Origin of the sequence: Bordetella genomosp. 4 (assembly GCF_002261185.1) — a bacterium.
Lineage (GTDB): Bacteria > Pseudomonadota > Gammaproteobacteria > Burkholderiales > Burkholderiaceae_B > Bordetella_A.
The window spans coordinates 41,973-61,567 of sequence record NZ_NEVQ01000001.1 but is presented as its reverse complement, the minus strand read 5'-3'; the positions used below and the strand labels follow the sequence as shown (position 1 = coordinate 61,567).

General features: G+C 59.1%; 20 protein-coding genes. 14 read left to right on the top strand and 6 right to left on the bottom strand.

Annotated features, from left to right (window positions below):
• Positions 1-12: 12 nt before the first annotated feature.
• The 8 genes from secY to rplQ all read left to right on the top strand — a co-directional run bounded on the left by secY (position 13) and on the right by rplQ (position 4,903).
• On the top strand, positions 13-1,341 hold the full coding sequence (secY, locus tag CAL20_RS00275; protein ID WP_094823918.1) for a preprotein translocase subunit SecY: 1,329 nt from the start codon (positions 13-15) through the stop codon (positions 1,339-1,341).
• Between the two features lie 8 nt (positions 1,342-1,349).
• Positions 1,350-1,568 carry a translation initiation factor IF-1 gene (gene infA, locus CAL20_RS00270; RefSeq protein WP_003806927.1) on the top strand — a complete coding sequence of 73 codons (219 nt, stop codon included), beginning with the start codon at positions 1,350-1,352 and terminating at the stop codon, positions 1,566-1,568.
• A 33-nt stretch (positions 1,569-1,601) separates the two neighbouring features.
• Complete coding sequence (gene rpmJ / locus CAL20_RS00265; protein WP_003806928.1) at positions 1,602-1,715, top strand: 50S ribosomal protein L36; 114 nt, start codon at positions 1,602-1,604, stop codon at positions 1,713-1,715.
• A 42-nt stretch (positions 1,716-1,757) separates the two neighbouring features.
• Positions 1,758-2,123: a 30S ribosomal protein S13 gene (rpsM, locus tag CAL20_RS00260; protein WP_012251748.1), complete on the top strand. Its 366-nt coding sequence runs from the start codon at positions 1,758-1,760 to the stop codon at positions 2,121-2,123.
• Between the two features lie 15 nt (positions 2,124-2,138).
• Positions 2,139-2,540, top strand: a complete 402-nt coding sequence (gene rpsK, locus CAL20_RS00255; protein WP_006216516.1) for a 30S ribosomal protein S11 — start codon at positions 2,139-2,141, stop codon at positions 2,538-2,540.
• 11 nt (positions 2,541-2,551) lie between these two features.
• Positions 2,552-3,175 (top strand): 30S ribosomal protein S4, encoded by a 624-nt coding sequence (gene rpsD / locus CAL20_RS00250; RefSeq protein WP_094823917.1) that lies wholly within the window; start codon positions 2,552-2,554, stop codon positions 3,173-3,175.
• Positions 3,176-3,405: 230 nt separating this feature from the next.
• Positions 3,406-4,392 (top strand): DNA-directed RNA polymerase subunit alpha, encoded by a 987-nt coding sequence (locus CAL20_RS00245; protein WP_094823916.1) that lies wholly within the window; start codon positions 3,406-3,408, stop codon positions 4,390-4,392.
• 115 nt (positions 4,393-4,507) lie between these two features.
• The gene (gene rplQ / locus CAL20_RS00240) at positions 4,508-4,903 is read left to right on the top strand and encodes a 50S ribosomal protein L17 (protein ID WP_094823915.1); all 396 of its coding nucleotides are present in this window, start codon (positions 4,508-4,510) and stop codon (positions 4,901-4,903) included.
• A gap of 127 nt (positions 4,904-5,030) precedes the next feature.
• Here rplQ and CAL20_RS00235 read toward each other — a convergent pair whose 3' ends face one another.
• Complete coding sequence (locus CAL20_RS00235; protein WP_094823914.1) at positions 5,031-5,471, bottom strand: HIT family protein; 441 nt, start codon at positions 5,469-5,471, stop codon at positions 5,031-5,033.
• Positions 5,472-5,626: 155 nt separating this feature from the next.
• On the opposite strand from CAL20_RS00235, the gene cutA reads away from it, so the two are divergent.
• Positions 5,627-5,968 carry a divalent-cation tolerance protein CutA gene (gene cutA / locus CAL20_RS00230; protein ID WP_094823913.1) on the top strand — a complete coding sequence of 114 codons (342 nt, stop codon included), beginning with the start codon at positions 5,627-5,629 and terminating at the stop codon, positions 5,966-5,968.
• Between the two features lie 98 nt (positions 5,969-6,066).
• Positions 6,067-7,977, top strand: coding sequence for a protein-disulfide reductase DsbD (dsbD, locus tag CAL20_RS00225; protein WP_373558259.1), 1,911 nt, complete (start codon positions 6,067-6,069; stop codon positions 7,975-7,977).
• 498 nt (positions 7,978-8,475) lie between these two features.
• Here the strand turns inward: dsbD and hemB are convergent, their stop codons facing one another.
• A complete protein-coding gene (gene hemB / locus CAL20_RS00220) occupies positions 8,476-9,489 on the bottom strand; it encodes a porphobilinogen synthase (RefSeq protein WP_094823911.1) in 1,014 nt (337 codons plus the stop codon).
• Positions 9,486-10,109, bottom strand: coding sequence for a ribosome biogenesis GTP-binding protein YihA/YsxC (yihA, locus tag CAL20_RS00215; RefSeq protein WP_094823910.1), 624 nt, complete (start codon positions 10,107-10,109; stop codon positions 9,486-9,488). The genes hemB and yihA overlap by 4 nt, the downstream gene beginning before the upstream one ends.
• 282 nt (positions 10,110-10,391) lie before the next feature.
• On the opposite strand from yihA, the gene CAL20_RS00210 reads away from it, so the two are divergent.
• The 3 genes from CAL20_RS00210 (at position 10,392) to ccsB (ending at position 14,653) form a co-directional block, all read left to right on the top strand.
• Positions 10,392-11,093 (top strand): c-type cytochrome, encoded by a 702-nt coding sequence (locus CAL20_RS00210; RefSeq protein WP_094823909.1) that lies wholly within the window; start codon positions 10,392-10,394, stop codon positions 11,091-11,093.
• A gap of 122 nt (positions 11,094-11,215) precedes the next feature.
• On the top strand, positions 11,216-13,303 hold the full coding sequence (locus CAL20_RS00205) for a cytochrome c biogenesis protein ResB (RefSeq protein ID WP_176456630.1): 2,088 nt from the start codon (positions 11,216-11,218) through the stop codon (positions 13,301-13,303).
• 9 nt (positions 13,304-13,312) lie between these two features.
• The gene (ccsB, locus tag CAL20_RS00200; RefSeq protein ID WP_094823908.1) at positions 13,313-14,653 is read left to right on the top strand and encodes a c-type cytochrome biogenesis protein CcsB; all 1,341 of its coding nucleotides are present in this window, start codon (positions 13,313-13,315) and stop codon (positions 14,651-14,653) included.
• A 69-nt stretch (positions 14,654-14,722) separates the two neighbouring features.
• Here ccsB and CAL20_RS00195 read toward each other — a convergent pair whose 3' ends face one another.
• The gene (locus CAL20_RS00195; protein WP_254924434.1) at positions 14,723-15,658 is read right to left on the bottom strand and encodes a LysR family transcriptional regulator; all 936 of its coding nucleotides are present in this window, start codon (positions 15,656-15,658) and stop codon (positions 14,723-14,725) included.
• A gap of 45 nt (positions 15,659-15,703) precedes the next feature.
• Between CAL20_RS00195 and CAL20_RS00190 the strand changes: the two genes are divergently transcribed.
• Complete coding sequence (locus CAL20_RS00190) at positions 15,704-16,639, top strand: AEC family transporter (protein ID WP_094836949.1); 936 nt, start codon at positions 15,704-15,706, stop codon at positions 16,637-16,639.
• Between the two features lie 93 nt (positions 16,640-16,732).
• Here CAL20_RS00190 and CAL20_RS00185 read toward each other — a convergent pair whose 3' ends face one another.
• Together CAL20_RS00185 and CAL20_RS00180 are read right to left on the bottom strand one after the other, a co-directional pair.
• Positions 16,733-17,944 carry an acetate/propionate family kinase gene (locus CAL20_RS00185; protein ID WP_094836948.1) on the bottom strand — a complete coding sequence of 404 codons (1,212 nt, stop codon included), beginning with the start codon at positions 17,942-17,944 and terminating at the stop codon, positions 16,733-16,735.
• 49 nt (positions 17,945-17,993) lie between these two features.
• The gene (locus tag CAL20_RS00180; protein ID WP_094836947.1) at positions 17,994-19,412 is read right to left on the bottom strand and encodes a bifunctional enoyl-CoA hydratase/phosphate acetyltransferase; all 1,419 of its coding nucleotides are present in this window, start codon (positions 19,410-19,412) and stop codon (positions 17,994-17,996) included.
• Positions 19,413-19,595 lie beyond the last annotated feature (183 nt).

Sequence of the window (19,595 nt, the reverse complement as noted above, 5' to 3'; positions counted from 1 at the left end):
GCGAGGTAATACGTGGCTAACGCACAGGCACTGGGCAAAACCGGACCGAAGTACGGCGATCTGAAACGCCGTCTCGTGTTCCTGGTCCTGGCCTTGGTGGTTTACCGGCTGGGGACTCACATCCCCGTGCCGGGTATTAATCCGGACGCACTGGCGGACCTGTTCCGCCAGAACCAGGGCGGTATCCTGGGCCTGTTCAACATGTTCTCGGGCGGCGCGTTGTCGCGCTTTTCGATCTTCGCCTTGGGGATCATGCCTTACATCTCTGCATCGATCATCATGCAGTTGATGTCTGTCGTGGTTCCGTCGCTGGAAGCCCTCAAAAAAGAGGGCGAGGCCGGCCGCCGCAAGATCACCCAATACACTCGCTACGGCACGGTCGTGCTGGCGCTGGTGCAGGCGGTGGGTATTTCGGTGGCGCTGGAGTCGCAGCCTGGTCTGGTCATTGATCCAGGCATGCTGTTCCGCTTCACGACGGTCGTGACCTTGCTGACTGGCACCATGTTCGTCATGTGGCTGGGTGAGCAAATCACCGAGCGTGGTCTGGGTAACGGTATCTCGATCTTGATTTTCTCGGGTATTGTTGCCGGGCTGCCTTCGGCGCTGGCTGGATTGCTGGATCTGGTTCGTACCAACGCAATGTCGGTGGTATCGGCCTTGTTTATCGTGGCCTTGGTAGTGTTGGTCACTGCTTTTGTGGTGTTCGTGGAACGCGGACAACGCAAGATCACAGTGAATTACGCCAAGCGTCAGGTGGGCAACAAGATCTACGGTGGTCAAAGCTCGCACTTGCCGTTGAAGCTGAACATGGCTGGGGTGATTCCGCCGATCTTTGCGTCGTCGATCATTCTGTTCCCGGCCACGATTACCAGCTGGTTCTCGACGGGTGACAGCATGTTGTGGTTGCGTGACCTGGCGGCGGCTCTGGAGCCTCGTCAACCGCTCTACATCACGTTGTACTCGGCTGCGATTATTTTCTTCTGCTTTTTCTACACGGCTTTGGTGTTTAACAGCCGCGAAACGGCAGATAACCTGAAGAAAAGTGGTGCGTTCGTTCCTGGCATCCGCCCGGGCGAGCAAACAGCGCGCTACATCGACAAGATTCTGATGCGCTTGACACTGGTGGGTGCGCTGTATATCACCCTCGTGTGTCTGCTCCCAGAGTTCTTGGTGATGCGTTGGAACGTACCGTTTTATTTTGGTGGCACGTCCTTGTTGATCATCGTAGTGGTGACGATGGATTTCATGTCCCAGGTCCAGGCCTACATGATGTCGCACCAGTATGATTCGCTGCTTAAAAAGGCGAACTTCAAGGGCTCCTCAGGTTTGCCGATGCGGTAGCAAAGAGAATGTCTAAGGACGACGTCATCCAGATGCAAGGCGAGGTTCTAGAGAACCTCCCCAACGCGACTTTTCGCGTCAAGCTCGAAAACGGCCACGTGGTGTTAGGCCATATTTCCGGCAAGATGCGTATGCATTACATCCGGATTCTGCCGGGCGACAAGGTCACTGTGGAGCTCACGCCCTATGACCTGACAAGGGCAAGAATTGTGTTCCGCTCGAAATGAGCAACCCGGATTACGGAAAATTAGGAGTCAACCATGAAAGTAATGGCATCGGTTAAGCGGATTTGCCGCAACTGCAAAGTTATTAAACGTCACGGCGTGGTGCGTGTGATCTGCACCGACCCGCGTCACAAGCAGCGTCAAGGCTAACCCTGGTTAGCGACACGCAACGGATTTATTCAAGGAACAGTCATGGCCCGTATTGCTGGCATTAACATTCCGCCGCAACAGCACGCCGAGATCGGCCTGACCGCCATTTTTGGCATCGGTCGTACGCGCGCTCGCAAGATCTGCGAAGCTGCAAATGTACCCCTTTCCAAAAAGGTCAAGGATCTGACCGACGCTGAACTGGAACGCATCCGCGAACACGTTGGTGTGTTCACGGTCGAAGGTGACCTGCGTCGCGAAGTGCAACTCTCGATCAAGCGTTTGATCGATTTGGGCACCTACCGCGGCATGCGTCATAAGCGCGGTTTGCCCGTGCGCGGCCAGCGCACTCGCACCAACGCTCGCACCCGCAAGGGACCGCGTCGTGCTGCTGCGTCCCTGAAGAAATAATCGAGGAACTAGATTATGGCGAAAGCTTCTACCAGCGGCGCTTCGCGCGTACGCAAAAAGGTCAAGAAGAACGTCTCGGACGGCATTGCGCACGTTCACGCGTCGTTCAACAACACCATCATCACCATCACCGACCGTCAGGGCAATGCCCTGTCCTGGGCGACTTCGGGTGGCGCAGGCTTCAAGGGCTCGCGTAAATCGACGCCGTTCGCCGCACAGGTGGCTGCCGAGACGGCAGGCCGCGTTGCGCTGGAATACGGCATCAAGACTCTCGAAGTGCGTATCAAGGGCCCCGGTCCTGGTCGCGAATCGTCCGTGCGTGCGCTGAATGCGCTGGGCATCAAGATCTCGAGCATCGCCGATATCACGCCCGTGCCGCATAACGGCTGCCGTCCGCCGAAGCGTCGTCGTATCTAAAGGGAATCCACATGGCTCGTTATACTGGACCCAAATGCAAACTCTCGCGTCGCGAGGGTACCGATCTGTTCCTGAAGAGCGCGCGTCGCTCGCTGGATTCCAAGTGCAAGCTGGATTCCAAGCCCGGCCAACACGGCCGCACTTCGGGTGCCCGCACTTCCGATTACGGTCTGCAACTGCGTGAAAAGCAAAAGCTCAAACGCATGTACGGCGTGCTGGAAAAGCAATTCCGCAAGTACTTCGCTGAAGCCGAGCGCCGCCGTGGCAACACCGGCGAAACGCTGATCCAGCTGTTGGAATCGCGTCTGGACAACGTCGTGTATCGCATGGGCTTCGGCTCGACGCGTGCCGAGGCTCGCCAATTGGTCAGCCACCGCGCTATCGAACTGAACGGCCACACCGCTGACATCGCTTCGCTGATCGTCAAGGCTGGTGATGTGATCTCGGTTCGCGAAAAGGCCAAGAAGCAAGGCCGTATCCGTGAATCGCTGGATCTGGCATCGAGCATCGGCATCCCCCAATGGGTGGAAGTCGACGCGAACAAGATGACCGGTACCTTCAAGGCCATGCCCGATCGCGCTGATGTTGCTCGCGACATCAACGAATCGATGGTCGTCGAACTGTACTCGCGTTAATCATGGCCAGCGCGGCTATCTTGCCGCGCTGTTTGCCTTGATCGTCGATGGCAAGTCCCGCAGCAGCCCGCTTGGCGTGAAATTCACGCAAGCGGGTTTTGCGGTTGTTATAAACAGCTTTTTTGCTGCTCTTTCAAGACACGCCGGGTCATCCGACGTTGCTTGATGTTGTTGTTTCCATCAGCCTTATCGGTGTAACGAGCCGAGGGTATTGAAAAGGAATACTGTACATGTCCACTCAAGGTTTTCTGAAGCCGCGTTCCATTGAAGTTCAACCGGTCGGCACTCACCATGCCAAGATCGTGATGGAGCCCTTCGAGCGTGGCTACGGCCACACGCTGGGTAACGCCCTGCGCCGTATTTTGCTGTCTTCGATGACAGGCTATGCGCCTACCGAAGTCCAAATGACCGGTGTTGTGCACGAATATTCCACCATCCCTGGTGTGCGCGAAGATGTCGTCGACATCTTGTTGAACCTGAAGGGCGTGGTGTTCAAGCTGCATAATCGTGACGAAGTCACCTTGGTGCTGCGCAAGAACGGTGTTGGCGCCGTATTGGCCAGCGACATCGAGCTGCCTCACGACGTCGAGATCATCAACCCCGATCACCTCATCTGCAACCTGACCGACGCCGGTAAAGTGGAAATGCAGATCAAGGTCGAAAAGGGCCGTGGCTATGTGCCAGGTAACGTGCGCGCGCTGTCCGAAGACCGCACGCACACGATCGGCCGCATCGTGCTGGACGCTTCGTTCAGCCCCGTGCGCCGTGTCAGCTACGCCGTCGAGAGCGCTCGTGTTGAACAGCGTACCGACCTGGACAAGCTGGTGCTGGACATCGAAACCAATGGCGTGATCTCGCCCGAGGAAGCCGTCCGTCAATCGGCCCGCATCCTGATGGACCAGATCTCCGTGTTTGCCGCGCTGGAAGGTGCTGGCGATTCCTACGAAGCCCCGGTCCGCGGCACGCCGCAGATCGATCCGGTGCTGCTGCGTCCGGTCGACGACCTGGAGCTGACGGTGCGTTCGGCGAACTGCCTGAAGGCCGAAAACATCTACTACATCGGCGATCTGATCCAGCGTACCGAAAACGAGCTGCTCAAGACCCCGAACCTGGGTCGCAAGTCGCTCAACGAAATCAAGGAAGTCCTGGCTGCACGTGGCTTGACCTTGGGCATGAAGCTCGAGAACTGGCCGCCGTTGGGTCTGGAACGCCCTTAATTCGTTCGTTTAATTCATCGATTTTCCACCGGACCGCGGCCTGGCGACAGGCCGATAGAAGATTCGGATAACCTGGCGGTGCATGCGCCGCCTTTAGATTCAAAAGGAACTTATCATGCGTCACGGTAATGGTTTGCGTAAGCTCAATCGTACTAGCAGCCACCGTCTTGCCATGTTTCGCAACATGGCCGTTTCGTTGTTGACCCACGAAGCGATCAAGACCACGCTGCCGAAGGCGAAAGAACTGCGCCGCGTCGTTGAGCCCCTCATCACCCTGGGCAAGGAACCCACTCTGGCGAACAAGCGTCTGGCATTTGCCCGTCTGCGCGATCGCGATGCTGTGGTGAAACTGTTCGCTGAAATCGGCCCCCGCTTTGCGGCCCGTAACGGCGGCTACACCCGCATCCTGAAAATGGGTTTCCGCCAAGGCGACAACGCTCCCATGGCTTACATGGAATTGGTTGATCGTCCTGAAGTCGAGGAAACCGAGGCTGACAACGCTGCCGAATAACCCGGTCAGTGGATAAGCGCAAAGGCGAGCTTTCGGGCTCGCCTTTGTTTTTTAGCGTCCAATCTTACCTGCCCGGCGCTGGCGCAGTCCGACGAAGCAGCAGTCCCCGCAGGCGTTGCAGCGCTTGTCACGAATTTGCCTTGAGAGCCTCACGCAATTGAGTCGCAGTCGCCGCCAATTGCTCAGCCGGCGGTTGCGGCGGCATGATGAACTCCAGATCTTTCTGTGCGATGTACTGCGTAGAGGTAACGTCCTGCAATTCGTGCATGGGGATGAGGTGTGCATGAGCATGCGCAACATGGATCCCGGTAAACACAAAGCCCACGCGTTCCACCTGATACAAGGCCTTCATCACCCGTGACAACGACTGGCCCAAGGCCAGGATATGGTTCGCCTGCTGCTGCGGGATATCCTCAAAATATGGGTAATGTTGTTTGGGAATAATGAGCACATGGCCAGGCCGGACGGGATGAATGTCCAAAAATGCCAGCGTGTGCTCGTCTTCATGCACCACGTGAGCAGGAATTTGACCTCGTGCGATACGGCAAAACAGGCATGAGTCTGACATGGCGATATGGTCTCTCAGGATAAGGGATGCCGCGATACGCCGGTGTTACGCGTCCGGTTGAGACGGGCCAACTCCGGCCATGGCGTCGCGCGGCATGGCATACAAAGTAAGATACCTGATCGACACTGCGGTGCAAGCCGTTTTCAGGAGCCGTCATGTTGCGTGAAGACGATATCGTATTGGTCATCAGTAACGCCCCGGATCTGTTGCTGGCGAAACGTATCGCCCATGTCCTCGTCGAAGATGGCTTGGCAGCCTGTGTGAACCTCGGCGCTCCCATTTTGTCCATCTATCGCTGGCAGGGTCAGATCGAGGGGGCCGACGAGATCCCGATGTGGATCAAGACGACCGCCGGCCAACAGCATGCCGTCGTACAGGCGTTGGCTAAACTACATCCGTACGAGGTGCCTGAAATCATCGTCGTGCCGGTGATTGGCGGCAGCGCCCCTTATCTGGATTGGGTGCGAGAACAGGCTAACGGCACACCCATGGAATGATGAGTTCCTCGGGATGTTTGTCCTTTTTGAGGCTATCCCGGTTTGTAGATGAATGATTTCGCGGATTGGGTAACAAAGAGAATGTGATGCATCAGTTTATGGTTCGTGCTCTGTCGACAAGGCGGTATGGGTGGTGGAGTGCCTTGATCATGCTAGCAATCTGGACACTGCTCGCCTGGCGCCCGGCTGCTGCGTTATCGGAGGACGACTTCCTGCCGCCTGAGCAGGCGTTTGTCTTCACGGCCGCCATGACGAGCCCAGAGACGCTACAACTGCAATATCGCATCGCACCGGGGTACTACATGTATCGCGAGCGGTTCGAGCTGTCGGCTGATCCCTCGGGGGGCGTGACCCTGGGGACGCCGGTTTATCCCCAGGGGGAAGTCAAATACGACCCCACATTCGAAAAGAATATGGAGGTCTACCACCGCCAGGTGACGATCTCCGTGCCGGTCGCCGGCAATCAGCCCTTTGTTTTGAAAGTCACCAGCCAAGGGTGCGCAGATGCGGGGCTGTGCTATCCCCCGGCAGATCATGCGGTCACGCTCAAGCCAGTAGCTGGAGGCTATGCGCTGGATAGCGCGGGTGCGCCTGTATCGGGGCCAGGTTTGGCTGTCAGCAGCGCGGGCACGGTTGGCCGTTCGAACGGCGTTCAAGACCGCTCAGAGCCGTCTGGGGGCTTGGGTGCGCTGCTATCGGCGGGTGATACCGGCTTGGCTGATGCTATCAGCGGACTGGGCTGGTTAAAGACGGCCGGCGTGTTCTGGGTGCTCGGGTTGCTGTTGGCGTTGACGCCATGCGTGTTGCCCATGATCCCCATTCTGTCCTCGATTGTGGTCAGCGGGACTCGTGATGAGCGTCCAGGGCGCTGGCGTGGGTTGGGTCTGGCAGCGGCCTATGTGTTGGGTATGTCGGTGGTATATACGGCGCTCGGCGTAGCAGCGGGCCTGAGCGGCGCGGGCCTGGCCGCGTGGTTGCAGACGCCCTGGATCCTGGCGGTGTTTGCGGCAGTACTGGTTCTGTTGGCTGTCGCCACATTTGGCGCCTTTGATTTTCAGGTGCCGGGAGCGGTGCAAAGTTGGCTGACGGCCCGCTCTGCGAAGATCCCTGGTGGGCGCGTGACCGGCGCTTTGGCGATGGGGGCGATCTCGGCGCTGATTGTGGGACCTTGCGTGGCGGCGCCGCTGGCTGGGGCCTTGCTGTATATCTCACAGACGGGTGACGTGGTGTTGGGAGGGGCAGCGCTGTTTGCGCTGGCGTGGGGTATGGGTGTGCCTTTACTCGTTGTGGGGGCCTCGTCGGGGGCCTTACTGCCCAAAGCCGGTCCTTGGATGGACGGGGTCAAACGCCTGTTCGGCATGCTGTTGTTGGCGACGGCATGGTGGATGTTGATTCCCATCACACCGACGTGGCTGCAGATGACGGGCTGGGCTTTCCTGGCTATCGTGGGCGCGGTGATGTTGCGTGCCTTTGACGCACTGCCGAGCACTGCCGGGGCTCCGCGTATGTTTGCAAAGGGCATCGGCTTGCTGCTGGCGTTGGCGGCTGCGGCGTGGCTCGTCGGTGCTGCCAGCGGTGGCCGTGATGTGCTGCAGCCTCTGTCCCATTTGGTGCAGCGTGAGGGTACAGGGCAGGCGGTTGCCGCTGCGGATCATGTGGAATTCAGACGCGTGCGCAATACTGCTGAGCTGGATGCATTGTTGGCACAGAGTACGCGGCCGGTGATGTTGGATTTTTACGCGGATTGGTGTGTGTCGTGCCGGGAGATGGAGCGGTTTACGTTTTCCGATCCGGCTGTGGCCAGCAAGATGTCACGCATGTTGTTGCTGCAGGCTGATGTGACGCAGAACAATGCGGATGATCGCGAGTTGTTGAAGCGGTTCAGGTTGTTTGGACCGCCGGGGATTTTGTTTTTTGAGCCGGGTGGTGCGCCGGTTGCTGATGCCCGTGTTGTGGGGTTTCAGGATGCGGCGCGCTTTGGGGCGGTGCTGGATCGGGTGCTGCGGTAGTTGAGCAGTGCTTGCCCCGACCTAAAAGCGCATCTAGGGAGATCTTCCGCCAAAGGCATGGCCACACAGTCTGCGCCTGCCCTGCTTAAACGCGATAACTGGGCGCGCCCGTAGGCGCCCAGTTATCGCAACTCCGCAAAATCTTCGTCCCTTCACAAACAGTCCGAAAAAACGCCAAGCAAACCGCCCGTCCCAGCATCGCAGGGAACCAGAGAAACTGCGAGTCGCTGCGGGGCGGCGGCCGTGTCAGGGCGCCTCGTGGGCGAGCGAGTGGATACCGAAGGAGGCCCGAACGGGCCGACGAGGTGAGCGAAGCGGTGTCGGACGCGCAGGCGGCCGACCGATCACGTGAAGCCCTGACACGGCCGCCGCCCCGCAGCGACGTCCACAAGAACCTGCTATCTCTATCGAAGCGTCCCCACGGCTTACATGCAAATGGCTGAGACTCACGGTGGTGTATGCCTGCCGTTTCCGTGCGCGGTTTGCTCGCCGCCCGTATTACTGTTGTTTCAGCAGCTTGGCCGCATCGATGGCGAAGTAGGTCAGGATGCCGTCGGCGCCTGCGCGTTTGAAGGCCAGGAGCGCTTCCATCATGACTTTGTCGTGATCCAGCCAACCGTTGGCGGAGGCGGCTTTGATCATGGCGTATTCACCACTGACCTGGTAGGCAAAGGTCGGGACGCGGAACGCGTCTTTGACTCGGCGTAATACGTCCAGGTAGGGCATACCGGGTTTGACCATGACCATGTCGGCGCCTTCCTGCAGGTCGGCGGCGACTTCGCGCAGGGCTTCATCGATGTTGCCCGGGTCCATTTGATAGGCCATCTTGTTGGACTTGCCCAGATTGCTGGCTGAGCCTACTGCATCGCGGAAGGGACCATAGAACGCGCTGGCGTATTTGGCGGAATACGCCATGATGCGTGTATGGATGTGTTGCCTGGATTCCAAGGCCTCGCGGATGGCGCCGATGCGGCCGTCCATCATGTCGCTGGGAGCGACGATGTCGACGCCGGCGTCGGCCTGGGCCAGCGCTTGGCGAATCAGGATTTCAACGGTGGGCTCGTTGATGACATAGCCGTTTTCATCGATGACACCGTCCTGGCCATGGCTCGTGTAGGGGTCGAGAGCGACGTCGGTCAGGATGCCTAACTGAGGGAAGCGCTGTTTCAGCGCTGCGACAACGCGGGGAATAAGGCCATCGGGATTGGTGGCTTCGATACCGTCGGGCGTCTTTAGCGCCGGGTCAATGGCGGGAAAGAGCGAGAGAACGGGTATGCCCAGTTCCACGCATTCTTCGGCGGCGGTGAGCAAGGTGTCGGGCGAATAGCGCACTACGCCGGGAAGCGAGCCCACGGGCTCGCGCAGGCCTTTGCCTTCGGCGACGAAAACAGGATAGATCAGATCGTCGACGGTCAGGGTGTTTTCACGAACCAGACGGCGGGTAAAGTCGTCGCGGCGCAGGCGGCGTGGGCGCGAGGTCGGAAAGGGGGGGGTGATGATTTTGGGATTCATGGTACTACCTTCGGAGATATCCAGTTCTCGATATGTTGTGCGGCCTCTTCCAAGCCGATGCGTTCGGTCGCCGAGAACGGTACGGTGTATAGCGCGCCGATGTCGGCCAGCTGTTTGCGTACGGCGAAGACGGCGCGCTGGCGCTGACCGTAGGGCAGCTTGTCGGCCTTAGTTAGCAGGGCCAGCACCGGGCGGCCCGTGGGGGCGATGAAATCAGCCAGGCGTCGATCAAGCTCGGTGACGCCACGGCGAATATCGATCAACAGTACGATGCCGGCCAAGGACGGACGATCACGCAGGTATCCGCCCAGGATGTCCGACCATTTCTCTTTTTCTTTGTAGGCAACGGAGGCATAGCCGTAGCCAGGCAAATCGACGAGAAAGCCGAGTGGCGCATCTGGCGCCAGCGGATCGGGCAGGCCGAACATGTTGATCAATCGCGTACGGCCGGGTGTCTTGCTGGAGAAGGCCAGACGGCGTTGATTGCACAGCACGTTGATGGCTGACGATTTGCCCGCGTTGGAGCGGCCGACAAAACAGACCTCGGGCGCGCCGGGGTCTGGCAGCTGGTCAAGGCGGGCTGCCGAAATAAAGAAAGAGGCGCGATGGAGGAGGGACACGAGAGAAGTCCGAAATGGGTTGGTTATGGGCGCCCAAGAGGCATGAGCAGAGCATCGCTCGCCTCGCAAGGGAGCCAAGGAACGGGTGGTCCGACGTCCCTTGAAAACCCTATTGTATAATCGTGCGTTTGCAGCAGTGGTACCCCCTGCAATAGCCGGGTCTTTCCGCCTGTTAAAAAGATGGAAATTCCGGGGCGGATGTACATTCGGTCCGGCACGGCATGGGGCAGGCATGAGGCGCCTGATAGCGCCTTGATCGCAGTCCGATCGTCGAGGTATTCAATGATGCGTGTGCTGTCCCGGATGTTGCTAGCCAGCGGGCTGATGCTCGGTGTAGTTGTAGTCTGTCCCAGTATTGCCGCAGAAAACGCGGCAGGACCTGCCAAGCCGGACGCCGCCAAAGGCGCCCAGCTTTATGACCAAGGTGATGCCTCCAGAGGCATCGTCGCCTGTGCGTCCTGTCATGGCCCGGGGGGCAATAGCAGCATTCCTGCTAACCCGAATTTGGCCGCGCATCCGCACGAATATCTGGCGAAACAGCTCGCCGATTTTCAGACCAAACAAGGTGCCGACAAGCCCACGCGTAATGGCGCAGGCGGCAATCCCACGCCGATGACCGCGATGGCGCAAAACCTCACGCCTGAGGACATGCAAAACGTGGCGCTTTATCTGGCGCAGCAGCCGCTGAAACAGCCGGCGACTGCGGGGTATAAAGATCTGGTGGACCATGGGCAGAAAATCTGGCGTGGCGGCTTGCCGGATCGCAATGTTCCTGCCTGTGCCTCGTGCCACTCCGCAAATGGTGCTGGTTTGCCGGGGCAATACCCCCGTCTGGCCGGACAGTTCCCTTCGTATATCGAAGAACAACTGAAGCTTTTCCGCAGTAAAGACCGGGCGAACAACGCCGTGATGAACGACATTGCCGATCGTATGTCGGATGCCGATATCAAAGCGGTGTCGGATTACGCCGCAGGCTTGCGCTAAGCTACGCGCTTGGCCCCATCCTCGCGCGGCCGGTCTGCGCAGCAATACAGGCCTCTCTGGAACCTGGTTTCAGAGAGGCTGTCCATAAGGGGGAAGCCGGTCATGCGGCTCCCCTTTTTTTCATGAACTCAAGTACCCAGCCCTCTCGCTATCCCCTACGCAATCTGCCCCGCGATGTCTTCGAACTGCTCGGTTCGATGCGCTTTGCGGTGAGCCTGTTGATGTTCATCTGCATCGCGAGCCTGTTGGGCACGGTGTTGGCGCAAAATCGTCCGTCGAACACGTATATCGACCAATTTGGGCCTTTCTGGTTCGAAGTCTTCGACAAGTTCTCGATCTGGCACGTGTATAACAGTTGGTGGTTTCTGACCATCATGGGTTTTTTGGTGGTTTCGACGTCGGTGTGTTTGATTCGCAATACACCGAAGATGCTGCGTGATGCCCGATCGTTCCGTGAACATGTACGTGCCAGCAGCCTGCGGGCATTTCCTCACCGTGTCGAGATCCATGATGCGGCTGCGGTGGATGAGGCTGCTGGGGACGTAAAGGGGCTGCTTGCCCAGCAAGGCTATGCCGTGCGAGAGCGCCGAGACGGCGATGGTGTCATGTTGGCCGCCAAGAAAGGCAGCGCCAATCGTCTGGGATATATCTGCGCCCATTCTGCCATGGTGATCATTTGCATCGGCGGGCTGCTGGACAGCGAGTTAGGGGTGCGTTTGCAAGTGATGCTGGCGGGTAAGCAGCCCATTGTGGAAAACATGCTGATCTCGCAGGTGCCGGCCAGCGGACGGCTCTCGGTGGCCAACCCCAGTTTTCGCGCGAGCGTGTTGATTCCAGAGGGCGGGCAGGCCAGCACCGCCGTCGTTATGGTGGGGGATGGAGCGCTGGTACAGCCTCTGCCGTTTACGCTCAAGCTCAAGAAATTCCTGGTGGACTACTACTCTACCGGTATGCCCAGCCGCTTTGCCAGCGAGGTCGAGGTCACCGACCCCGATACGGGTAAAACCTTTGATTCCACCATCGAGGTCAACGAACCGCTGCGCTACAAGGGCGTCACGGTTTATCAGTCCAGTTTTGACGATGGCGGCAGCACCGTGAAGCTCAAGGGCTACCCTTTGGTCGGGGCTGGCAATACGCCATTTGAGGTCGATGGCACGGTGGGCAAGGCGGCCGAAATCACCGCCCGTAGCGGTGACGGCAGTGCCCGGGAGATGCAGGTGGATATCACCGCGCTGCGCCCGATCAATGTCGAGGACCTCAGCGGCGGTACGCCCAGCGGCAAACCCATGACGCTGGGAGAGCATGTCGCTTCGGTGTCAGGCAGCGCAGCGGGCAAGAAAAACGAGCATCTGCGCAACGTAGGTCCTAGTGTCGAATATCGTCTGATCGATCAGGCCGGGCAAGCGCATGAGTTCATGAATTACATGCTCCCGGTCGAGCTGGATGGTGCGGCGGTCTTTTTGGCAGGTGTGCGCAATAACGCTTCGGAAAACTATCGCTATTTACGTATCCCGGCCGACGCAGATAGCTCGATGGCCGAATTCATGCAGTTACGGGCCGCCTTGGCTGACCCTGCGGCTCGCCGTGAGGCTGCTCGCCGTTTCGCCGAACGCAATAGCCCGTCGCCTGCCGAGCAGTCATCGCTGCAGACGGCAGCCGAGCGTGCTCTGGATACGTTTTCGACCGGTGGATTGCAGGCCATCGCGGGCTTTTTGCAGGCCAACACACCGCAAGCCGATCTGGAGCGCGCGGCAGACGTCGTGATCCGTTTGATCGGCGTGTCCATGGCGGAGCTGCGTGCCGTGGCTCGTGAACGCGCGGGCCTGCCCGTCTTACCCGAGACCGGCCCCGAGGCTGAACAGGCCGCGCAATGGTCGCGCCTGGCAGTGGCTGCGTTGTCCGACCTGAATGTTTATCCTGCACCGGTTTTCTTGACGCTGAGCGATTTCAAGCAAGTGCAGGCCAGCGTGTTCCAGGTCAGCCGTACACCGGGCAAGAACGCCGTCTATATTGGCTGTCTGTTGTTGGTGTTGGGCGTTTTCTCGATGTTTTATATCCGTGACCGGCGTGTGTGGGTGTGGATCAAGCCCGCCGCCGATGGTGCAGGTAGCGATGTTCACGCCGCCATGACGTCGCAGAAGCGTACACTGGACTTCAATCAGGAGTTCGAACGCTTCAAACAGGCGTTGTTGCGCCGGAACAGGCCTTGAGGTTTTTTCATGTCCGTCAGTACTTCTTCCCAGTCAGCCGATGCCTTGTGGCAGCCGGCCTTGTCCGCTACCGGTGATGCGCGCGCGCTGCGCGGCAGGCCGGATTGGACCGATATTGTTTTCTTTCTGCTGCTGGCGGTGGGGGCTGGCTACGCGCTGACCACGTACGGCAGCGCCATGGATTATTACGAGAAGATCATCCTGTGCGGTACGGTGTTCGCGCTGACCTGGCTGGGGTGGTTGTGGCGTCCGTTGCGGCGTTTAATGATCGCCTGTGCCCTCGCGGCTGGATTCGCGTTGCTGCTTTATCAGCAGGATCTCGCCCGTGCGGAGCAGGTGTTTTTTCTGAAATATCTGTTCTCGTCGCAATCGGCCATCCTGTGGATGAGCGCACTGTTCATCCTGGCTACGATTTGCTATTGGATCGGTATTTTCAGCCCGACCGCTGCGTGGCTGGGTACTGCGCTGACATGGGGCGCGGTGTTTGCAGGCCTGACGGGTTTGCTGGTCCGTTGGCGCGAAGGGCATTTGATGGGGCCCGATCTGGGCCATATCCCGGTGAGCAACCTGTACGAGGTTTTCGTACTGTTTTCGCTCATTACTGCGCTGTTCTATCTGTATTACGAACGCAAGTACGCGACGCGGGCCTTAGGCGGCTTTGTGTTGCTGGTGATTTCGTCGGCCACCGTGTTTTTGCTGTGGTACGCCTTTACGCGTGATGCCGGTCAGATTCAGCCCCTGGTGCCCGCGCTCAAGAGCTGGTGGATGAAATTGCACGTGCCGGCCAACTTCATTGGTTACGGCACGTTTTCTTTGGCAGCCATGGTGGGCTTTGCCTACCTGGTGAAGCAGCATGGTACGACGACGTCGTGGGCCAAATTGGCGCCACTGTTCGTGCTGGGTGTGTTGCTATGCGCCGAACCCATGGTGTTCCGCACCGATGGCTTGTCGGCCACCTGGATGATTTATTTCGGCGTGGGCGCCGTGATCGTGGGCGCTATTTTGCTGGGGCGGCGCCGTATTGCACAGGCCTTGCCGTCGCTGGAAGTGCTGGACGACATCATGTATCGCGCTATCGCGATCGGTTTTGCGTTCTTTACGGTAGCGACGATTTTGGGGGCGTTGTGGGCGGCTGATGCATGGGGCGCCTATTGGCAATGGGATCCCAAAGAAACCTGGGCGCTGATCGTATGGCTGAATTACGCCGCCTGGCTGCATATGCGCTTGATGAAGGGGCTTCGAGGCCACCTCGCGGCGTATTGGGCGCTTGTAGGGCTGTTGATCACCGGCTTTGCATTCCTGGGTGTGAATATGTTCCTGTCGGGGCTGCATTCCTACGGCGAACTGTAATGCTGCAGGGGTGAGGGTCTGAGGCCGCTTTTCGTTGTTATTTTCGGTGACGCGAGCGTGGGCCCGATTTCAGTCGATGACAGGCTGCGCCGTTGCCACAAAATGCGGCAAGGCGGGGTTGAGGTTGCTGGTGCGCCACGCCAGCACCTGATCCACCAAGGGGGCGTCGACGAGCGGACGGAACTTGACGCCGCGTATGCCCAATTTCTGTAGAGACTGCGGCACTAGCGCGACGCCGATTCCTTCAGCGACCAGACTGACGATGGTTTGCTGAAGCTGTGTCTCGAGACGAATTTGCGGCTCCAGCCCTGCTCGTGCAAAGAAATCCGTGATGGATTGCCGCATGGATGGCGTGACGGTGATCGGCGCTGCCAATAGCGGATACGGCGCCAGCATGTCCGGCGAGACCGGTCCATCGCCGTCAAGCGCATGTTGTTCAGGAATGGCCAGGCAGAGGGGCTCGCGGTGGATGACGATGCTCGAGACGCCCGGTTCCGCCTTGGCCAGTCCGAATGTAATGATCGCGTCGAATGTGCCGTTCAAGAGGCCTTCTCGCAGCGCCAGCGGCATGGTTTCACGTAATTGCAGTCGCACGCCGGGACGCGCCGCAATAAATCGGCGCGTCAACGGCGGCACGCTGCTATAGGCTGCATGCATGACAAAGCCCACGCTTAATTCCCCTAGCTCTCCTGCGCCGGCCTTTTGGGCATTGCGGCAGGCCTGATCAAAGGCCGTCAGGACGGCGCGGCTGTCTGTGAGAAAGCGCTGTCCCGCGGTCGTGAGCTGTGCATGCCGTGAATCGCGCTCGAGTAGTTGCACGCCCAATTCCTTTTCCAGCGCTGCGATCTGGCGGCTCAGTGGCGGTTGTGTCACATGGAGAAGTTCGGCCGCCCGTCCGAAGTGCAGCGTCTCAGCCACCGTGACGAAGTAGCGCAGTTGGCGAATATCGATCACATCAATACCTATTCGGAATGATTCATGGGGATAAATAGTATTGGATTGCATGAAACCTAGGGAATATCCTAGGTCCCTTCTTTCATGAGGCCAATGATGTTTTCCGTTTTAACCGTGGTGCTGCCTATTTTTGCGCTGATCTTTGCGGGATGGATCTGTCGGCGGGGCAATATCCTGGGCCCGCTAGCTGCTACTGAAATCAATCGTTTTGTGGTGTATCTGGCGTTGCCGGCGCTGCTGTTCGACATCGTGGCTAGCGCCCAGTGGAGCGATATCTGGCAGCCAGCGTTCATCGCGACCTTTGGCCTGGGGGTTGGCGTCGTGTTTGTGGTGACGCTGGTGTTGCGTCTGGCGCGCGCCAGGCATTTGGCCGACGCGGCGATTGATGGGCTGAATGCCGCCTATGCCAATACGGCCTTTTTAGGCTTTCCGCTGGTATTGGCGGTGATTGGGCCCGAGGCGATGGCGCCTGCCATGATTGCCACGATTTTGACTGTCTGCGTGCTGTTTTCCATTGCCTTGATTCTGGTGGAGATCGGGCTTCAAAGCGAAGCCCGTCCGAGTCATATGGTCAAAAAGTTGGCGATGTCGATGGTTCGCAATCCCCTGATCGTGGCACCGGTGCTGGGCGCGCTGTTTTTGAGCCTGGACCTGAAAGTGCCGAGTCCAGTCGAGAGCTTTCTGAAGTTGCTCGGCGCAGCCGCATCACCCTGTGCATTGGTTGGTTTGGGGCTGTTTCTCGGTGAAAGACGCCAGACGACGACGCGGGTAGCCGGAAGCACCGCCTTACTCGCTCCCCTCAAGCTGGTCGGTCAACCTGCCGTGACTTGGATACTGGCAACGCATGTGTTCCAGTTGTCCATGCCTCTCACACATGTGGCGACGCTGTTGGCCGCATTGCCAACGGGCACGGGGCCGTTCATGGTGGCCGAGTTTTATCGACGCGAGGGGGTGGTGACTTCGAGGACTATTCTTTTTTCCACGATGGCGTCGCTAGGGACGATAACGGCCTATCTGACGTGGTCCGCGTAAGCAAGACCCGGACGAGTCCTCGTTTGATGATGGCTCGTCAGTCATCTGGCCACGCACACGGCCGGCGATCACCTCACCTGTCTCATCGCCGACTCATGCACCCAGGAGCGAACGGGCGCAATCCGCGGCGATCCATTCTTCGTTGGTGGGTTCTACCGCCACGGTGACCAGGCTCTCGTTAGTGGATATCACGGGCGCATTACTCGCATTGGATTCCTCGTCCAATTTCACGCCCAAAAAAGCGAGGTCAGCGCAGATACGACGACGCAGATACGTGCTGTGTTCGCCGATGCCGGCAGTAAAGGCCAAGAGATCCAGGCCGCCTAATACTGCTACCAGCGCACCAATTTCCCGTACGATGCGCCGTACGTACAGATCGAGCGCGATGCGTGCCCGCTCGCCACGTTCATCGGTATCTTGCTCGTGTTCGATGATGGCGCGGGGGTCGGCCGAAATGCCTGATACCCCCAAGAGACCGGATTGCCGATAGAGGACCTGGCCGACTTCTTCTAGAGAAAGCTTTTCGATTTCCATCAAATAGATCACTGCGCCGGGATCGAGCGAACCCGTGCGGGTGCCCATCATCAAGCCATCAAGCGCAGAAAATCCCATCGTGGTGGCAACGCTTTGCAGATCGCGCATGGCGCACAGACTGGCCCCGCTGCCCAGGTGTGCCACGATGGTGCGGCCTCGAGCGATATCGCCATGGCGCTCGGGCAGCGCAGTGGCCATGTAGGCGTATGACAGACCATGAAAGCCGTAACGGCGCAGACCTCGCTCCCAGGCCGCATATGGCAACGGCAGCATCTGTTCGACCTGGGGAATCGTGTGATGAAAGCTGGTGTCGAAGCATGCAACCTGCACAATGTCCGGCCGCTCGCGTAACAGGATCTCGATGGCTTCCAGCGCAAAAGGCTGGTGTAGCGGTGCCAGCGGAACGTAGCTTTTGAGATCGGCCAATACGTGTTGATCGAGGCGCGTCGCTTCAAAATATTTGCTGCCGCCATGAACGACGCGATGCGCTACCGCGACGATCTCCCGTCCATTCAGCCTCGCGACGATCCGCTCGCGGATCACTTGCAGTGCGGCCCGGTAGGGATGCGCTGGATCGAGCGTCACAGGCTCTGGAGCCGATCCCGTTTCACCATAATCCGGTTCCGGCCCGCCTATCCCTTCCACTTTGCCGTTCCACAAGGGCTTGCGCGGCAGCGGGACGGCCTCGGCGTCGAATACCGCGAATTTAATACTTGATGAGCCGCAGTTCAGTGCCAGAATGAGGCGGTGGCGTGTAGCAGAGAAAGACATGGGGGCTAGATCTCCAAGTGCGAAGCACTGCAACTGCGTCAGCAACGGATTAGGGAGGTGTTGATCGGTAATGGTGCGCGAGCATTGCCGCGATCGCGCACGAAGCGATGCGTGATTCGCGCGAGTCGGCGCGGCTGGTCAGGATGATCGGCACGCGGGCACCCAACACGATGCCGGCGCTATTGGCGCCGCCCAAGTAAATCAATTGCTTGGCCAGCATGTTGCCGCTCTCGAGATCAGGCACGACCAGAATGTCGGCCTGACCGGCGACAGGCGATGCGATCCCCTTGATATGTGCCGCGGCAATCGAGACGGCGTTGTCGAAGGCCAGAGGACCATCCAACAGGCCGCCGGTGATCTGACCGCGATCAGCCATTTTGCACAGGGCGGCCGCATCCAGTGTGGCAGGCATGTTGCCGTTGATAGTCTCTACCGCGGCAAGAATCGCTACCTTCGGCTCGGCCACGCCGATCACCTGGGCCAGCTCGATGGCATTGCGGACGATATCGGCTTTTTCGTTGAGTGTAGGGGCGATATTGATGGCTGCATCAGTGACGATGAACGGCCGCGGGTAGGCCGGCGTATGCAGCAGAAAGCAGTGGCTGATACGGCGCTTGGTGCGCAGTCCGGCGGCCGACGACACCACGGCTGCCATCAGCTCGTCAGTATGCAAGCTGCCCTTCATCAAGGCCTCGACGTCGGCTTTGCCAGCCAGGGCAGCGGCTTCGGCGGCCGCTGCGTGGCTGTGCGGCACATCGACAATCGTTAATCCGTCCAGGCTCAGTCCTTGTCCGGCTGCCACCGCAATCAGCTTGGGCCGCGGTCCGACCAACACAGGGTCAATCAGACCGGCATCCCGTGCTTCCAATGCTGCCGACAGGCTCACATCGTCGCAGGGGTGTACGACGGCGACCCGGATGCGCCCACTGCTTGCCACACGCGCGAGCAGTTTCTGCAGTCCGTCCTGTCCATGCGTATCCAAGCGGATTTCGGGCAAAGCGGTACGGGGGCGTTCGATATGGCGTGTTGGAGCACTGACTTCGGCCTCGCCTTCGATGACCGTCGTGCCATCCTGGTTCACGCAGGAGCAAGCCAGCGTGACGCAGTGGCTTGCGGCGTCCTTGCCGATGACTGTCACTTGTACAGTCAGACGGTCGCCCACCCGGATCGGCGCCAGAAACCGCAATGTCTGGCTTCGATAGACCGTGCCTGGTCCGGGGAGCTGGTTGCCCAGGACTGCCGATAATAGGGATGCTCCCCACATGCCATGCGCGACCACGTCCTGGAATGGTGTCGTCGCTGCGAATTCGGGATCAAGGTGCTGCGGATTGAGGTCGCCGCTCTGCAAAGCGAATAACTGAATGTCTTGCAGCATGAGCACGCGCTCAGTGGAGGCGCTGTCGCCGACTGCAATCTCGTCAAACGTGCGATTGCGCAGCATGGGAATATTGCTGTTCGATGTGCTCATTTTCGGGCCTTCTGCAGCAGGGGTGTTTCAGTCTATCAAAACATCATTACCGGAAAACAGAAAGCGTGGCCCCCACGCTGCGCCTTCGGCTTGCTGCCCCCCAAGGGGGCATTTTTGTTTTGGGGCGGCCCGGCAACAAAAAAAACGCCCCGTTCATCACGGGGCGGTTTCGGCCGATATATA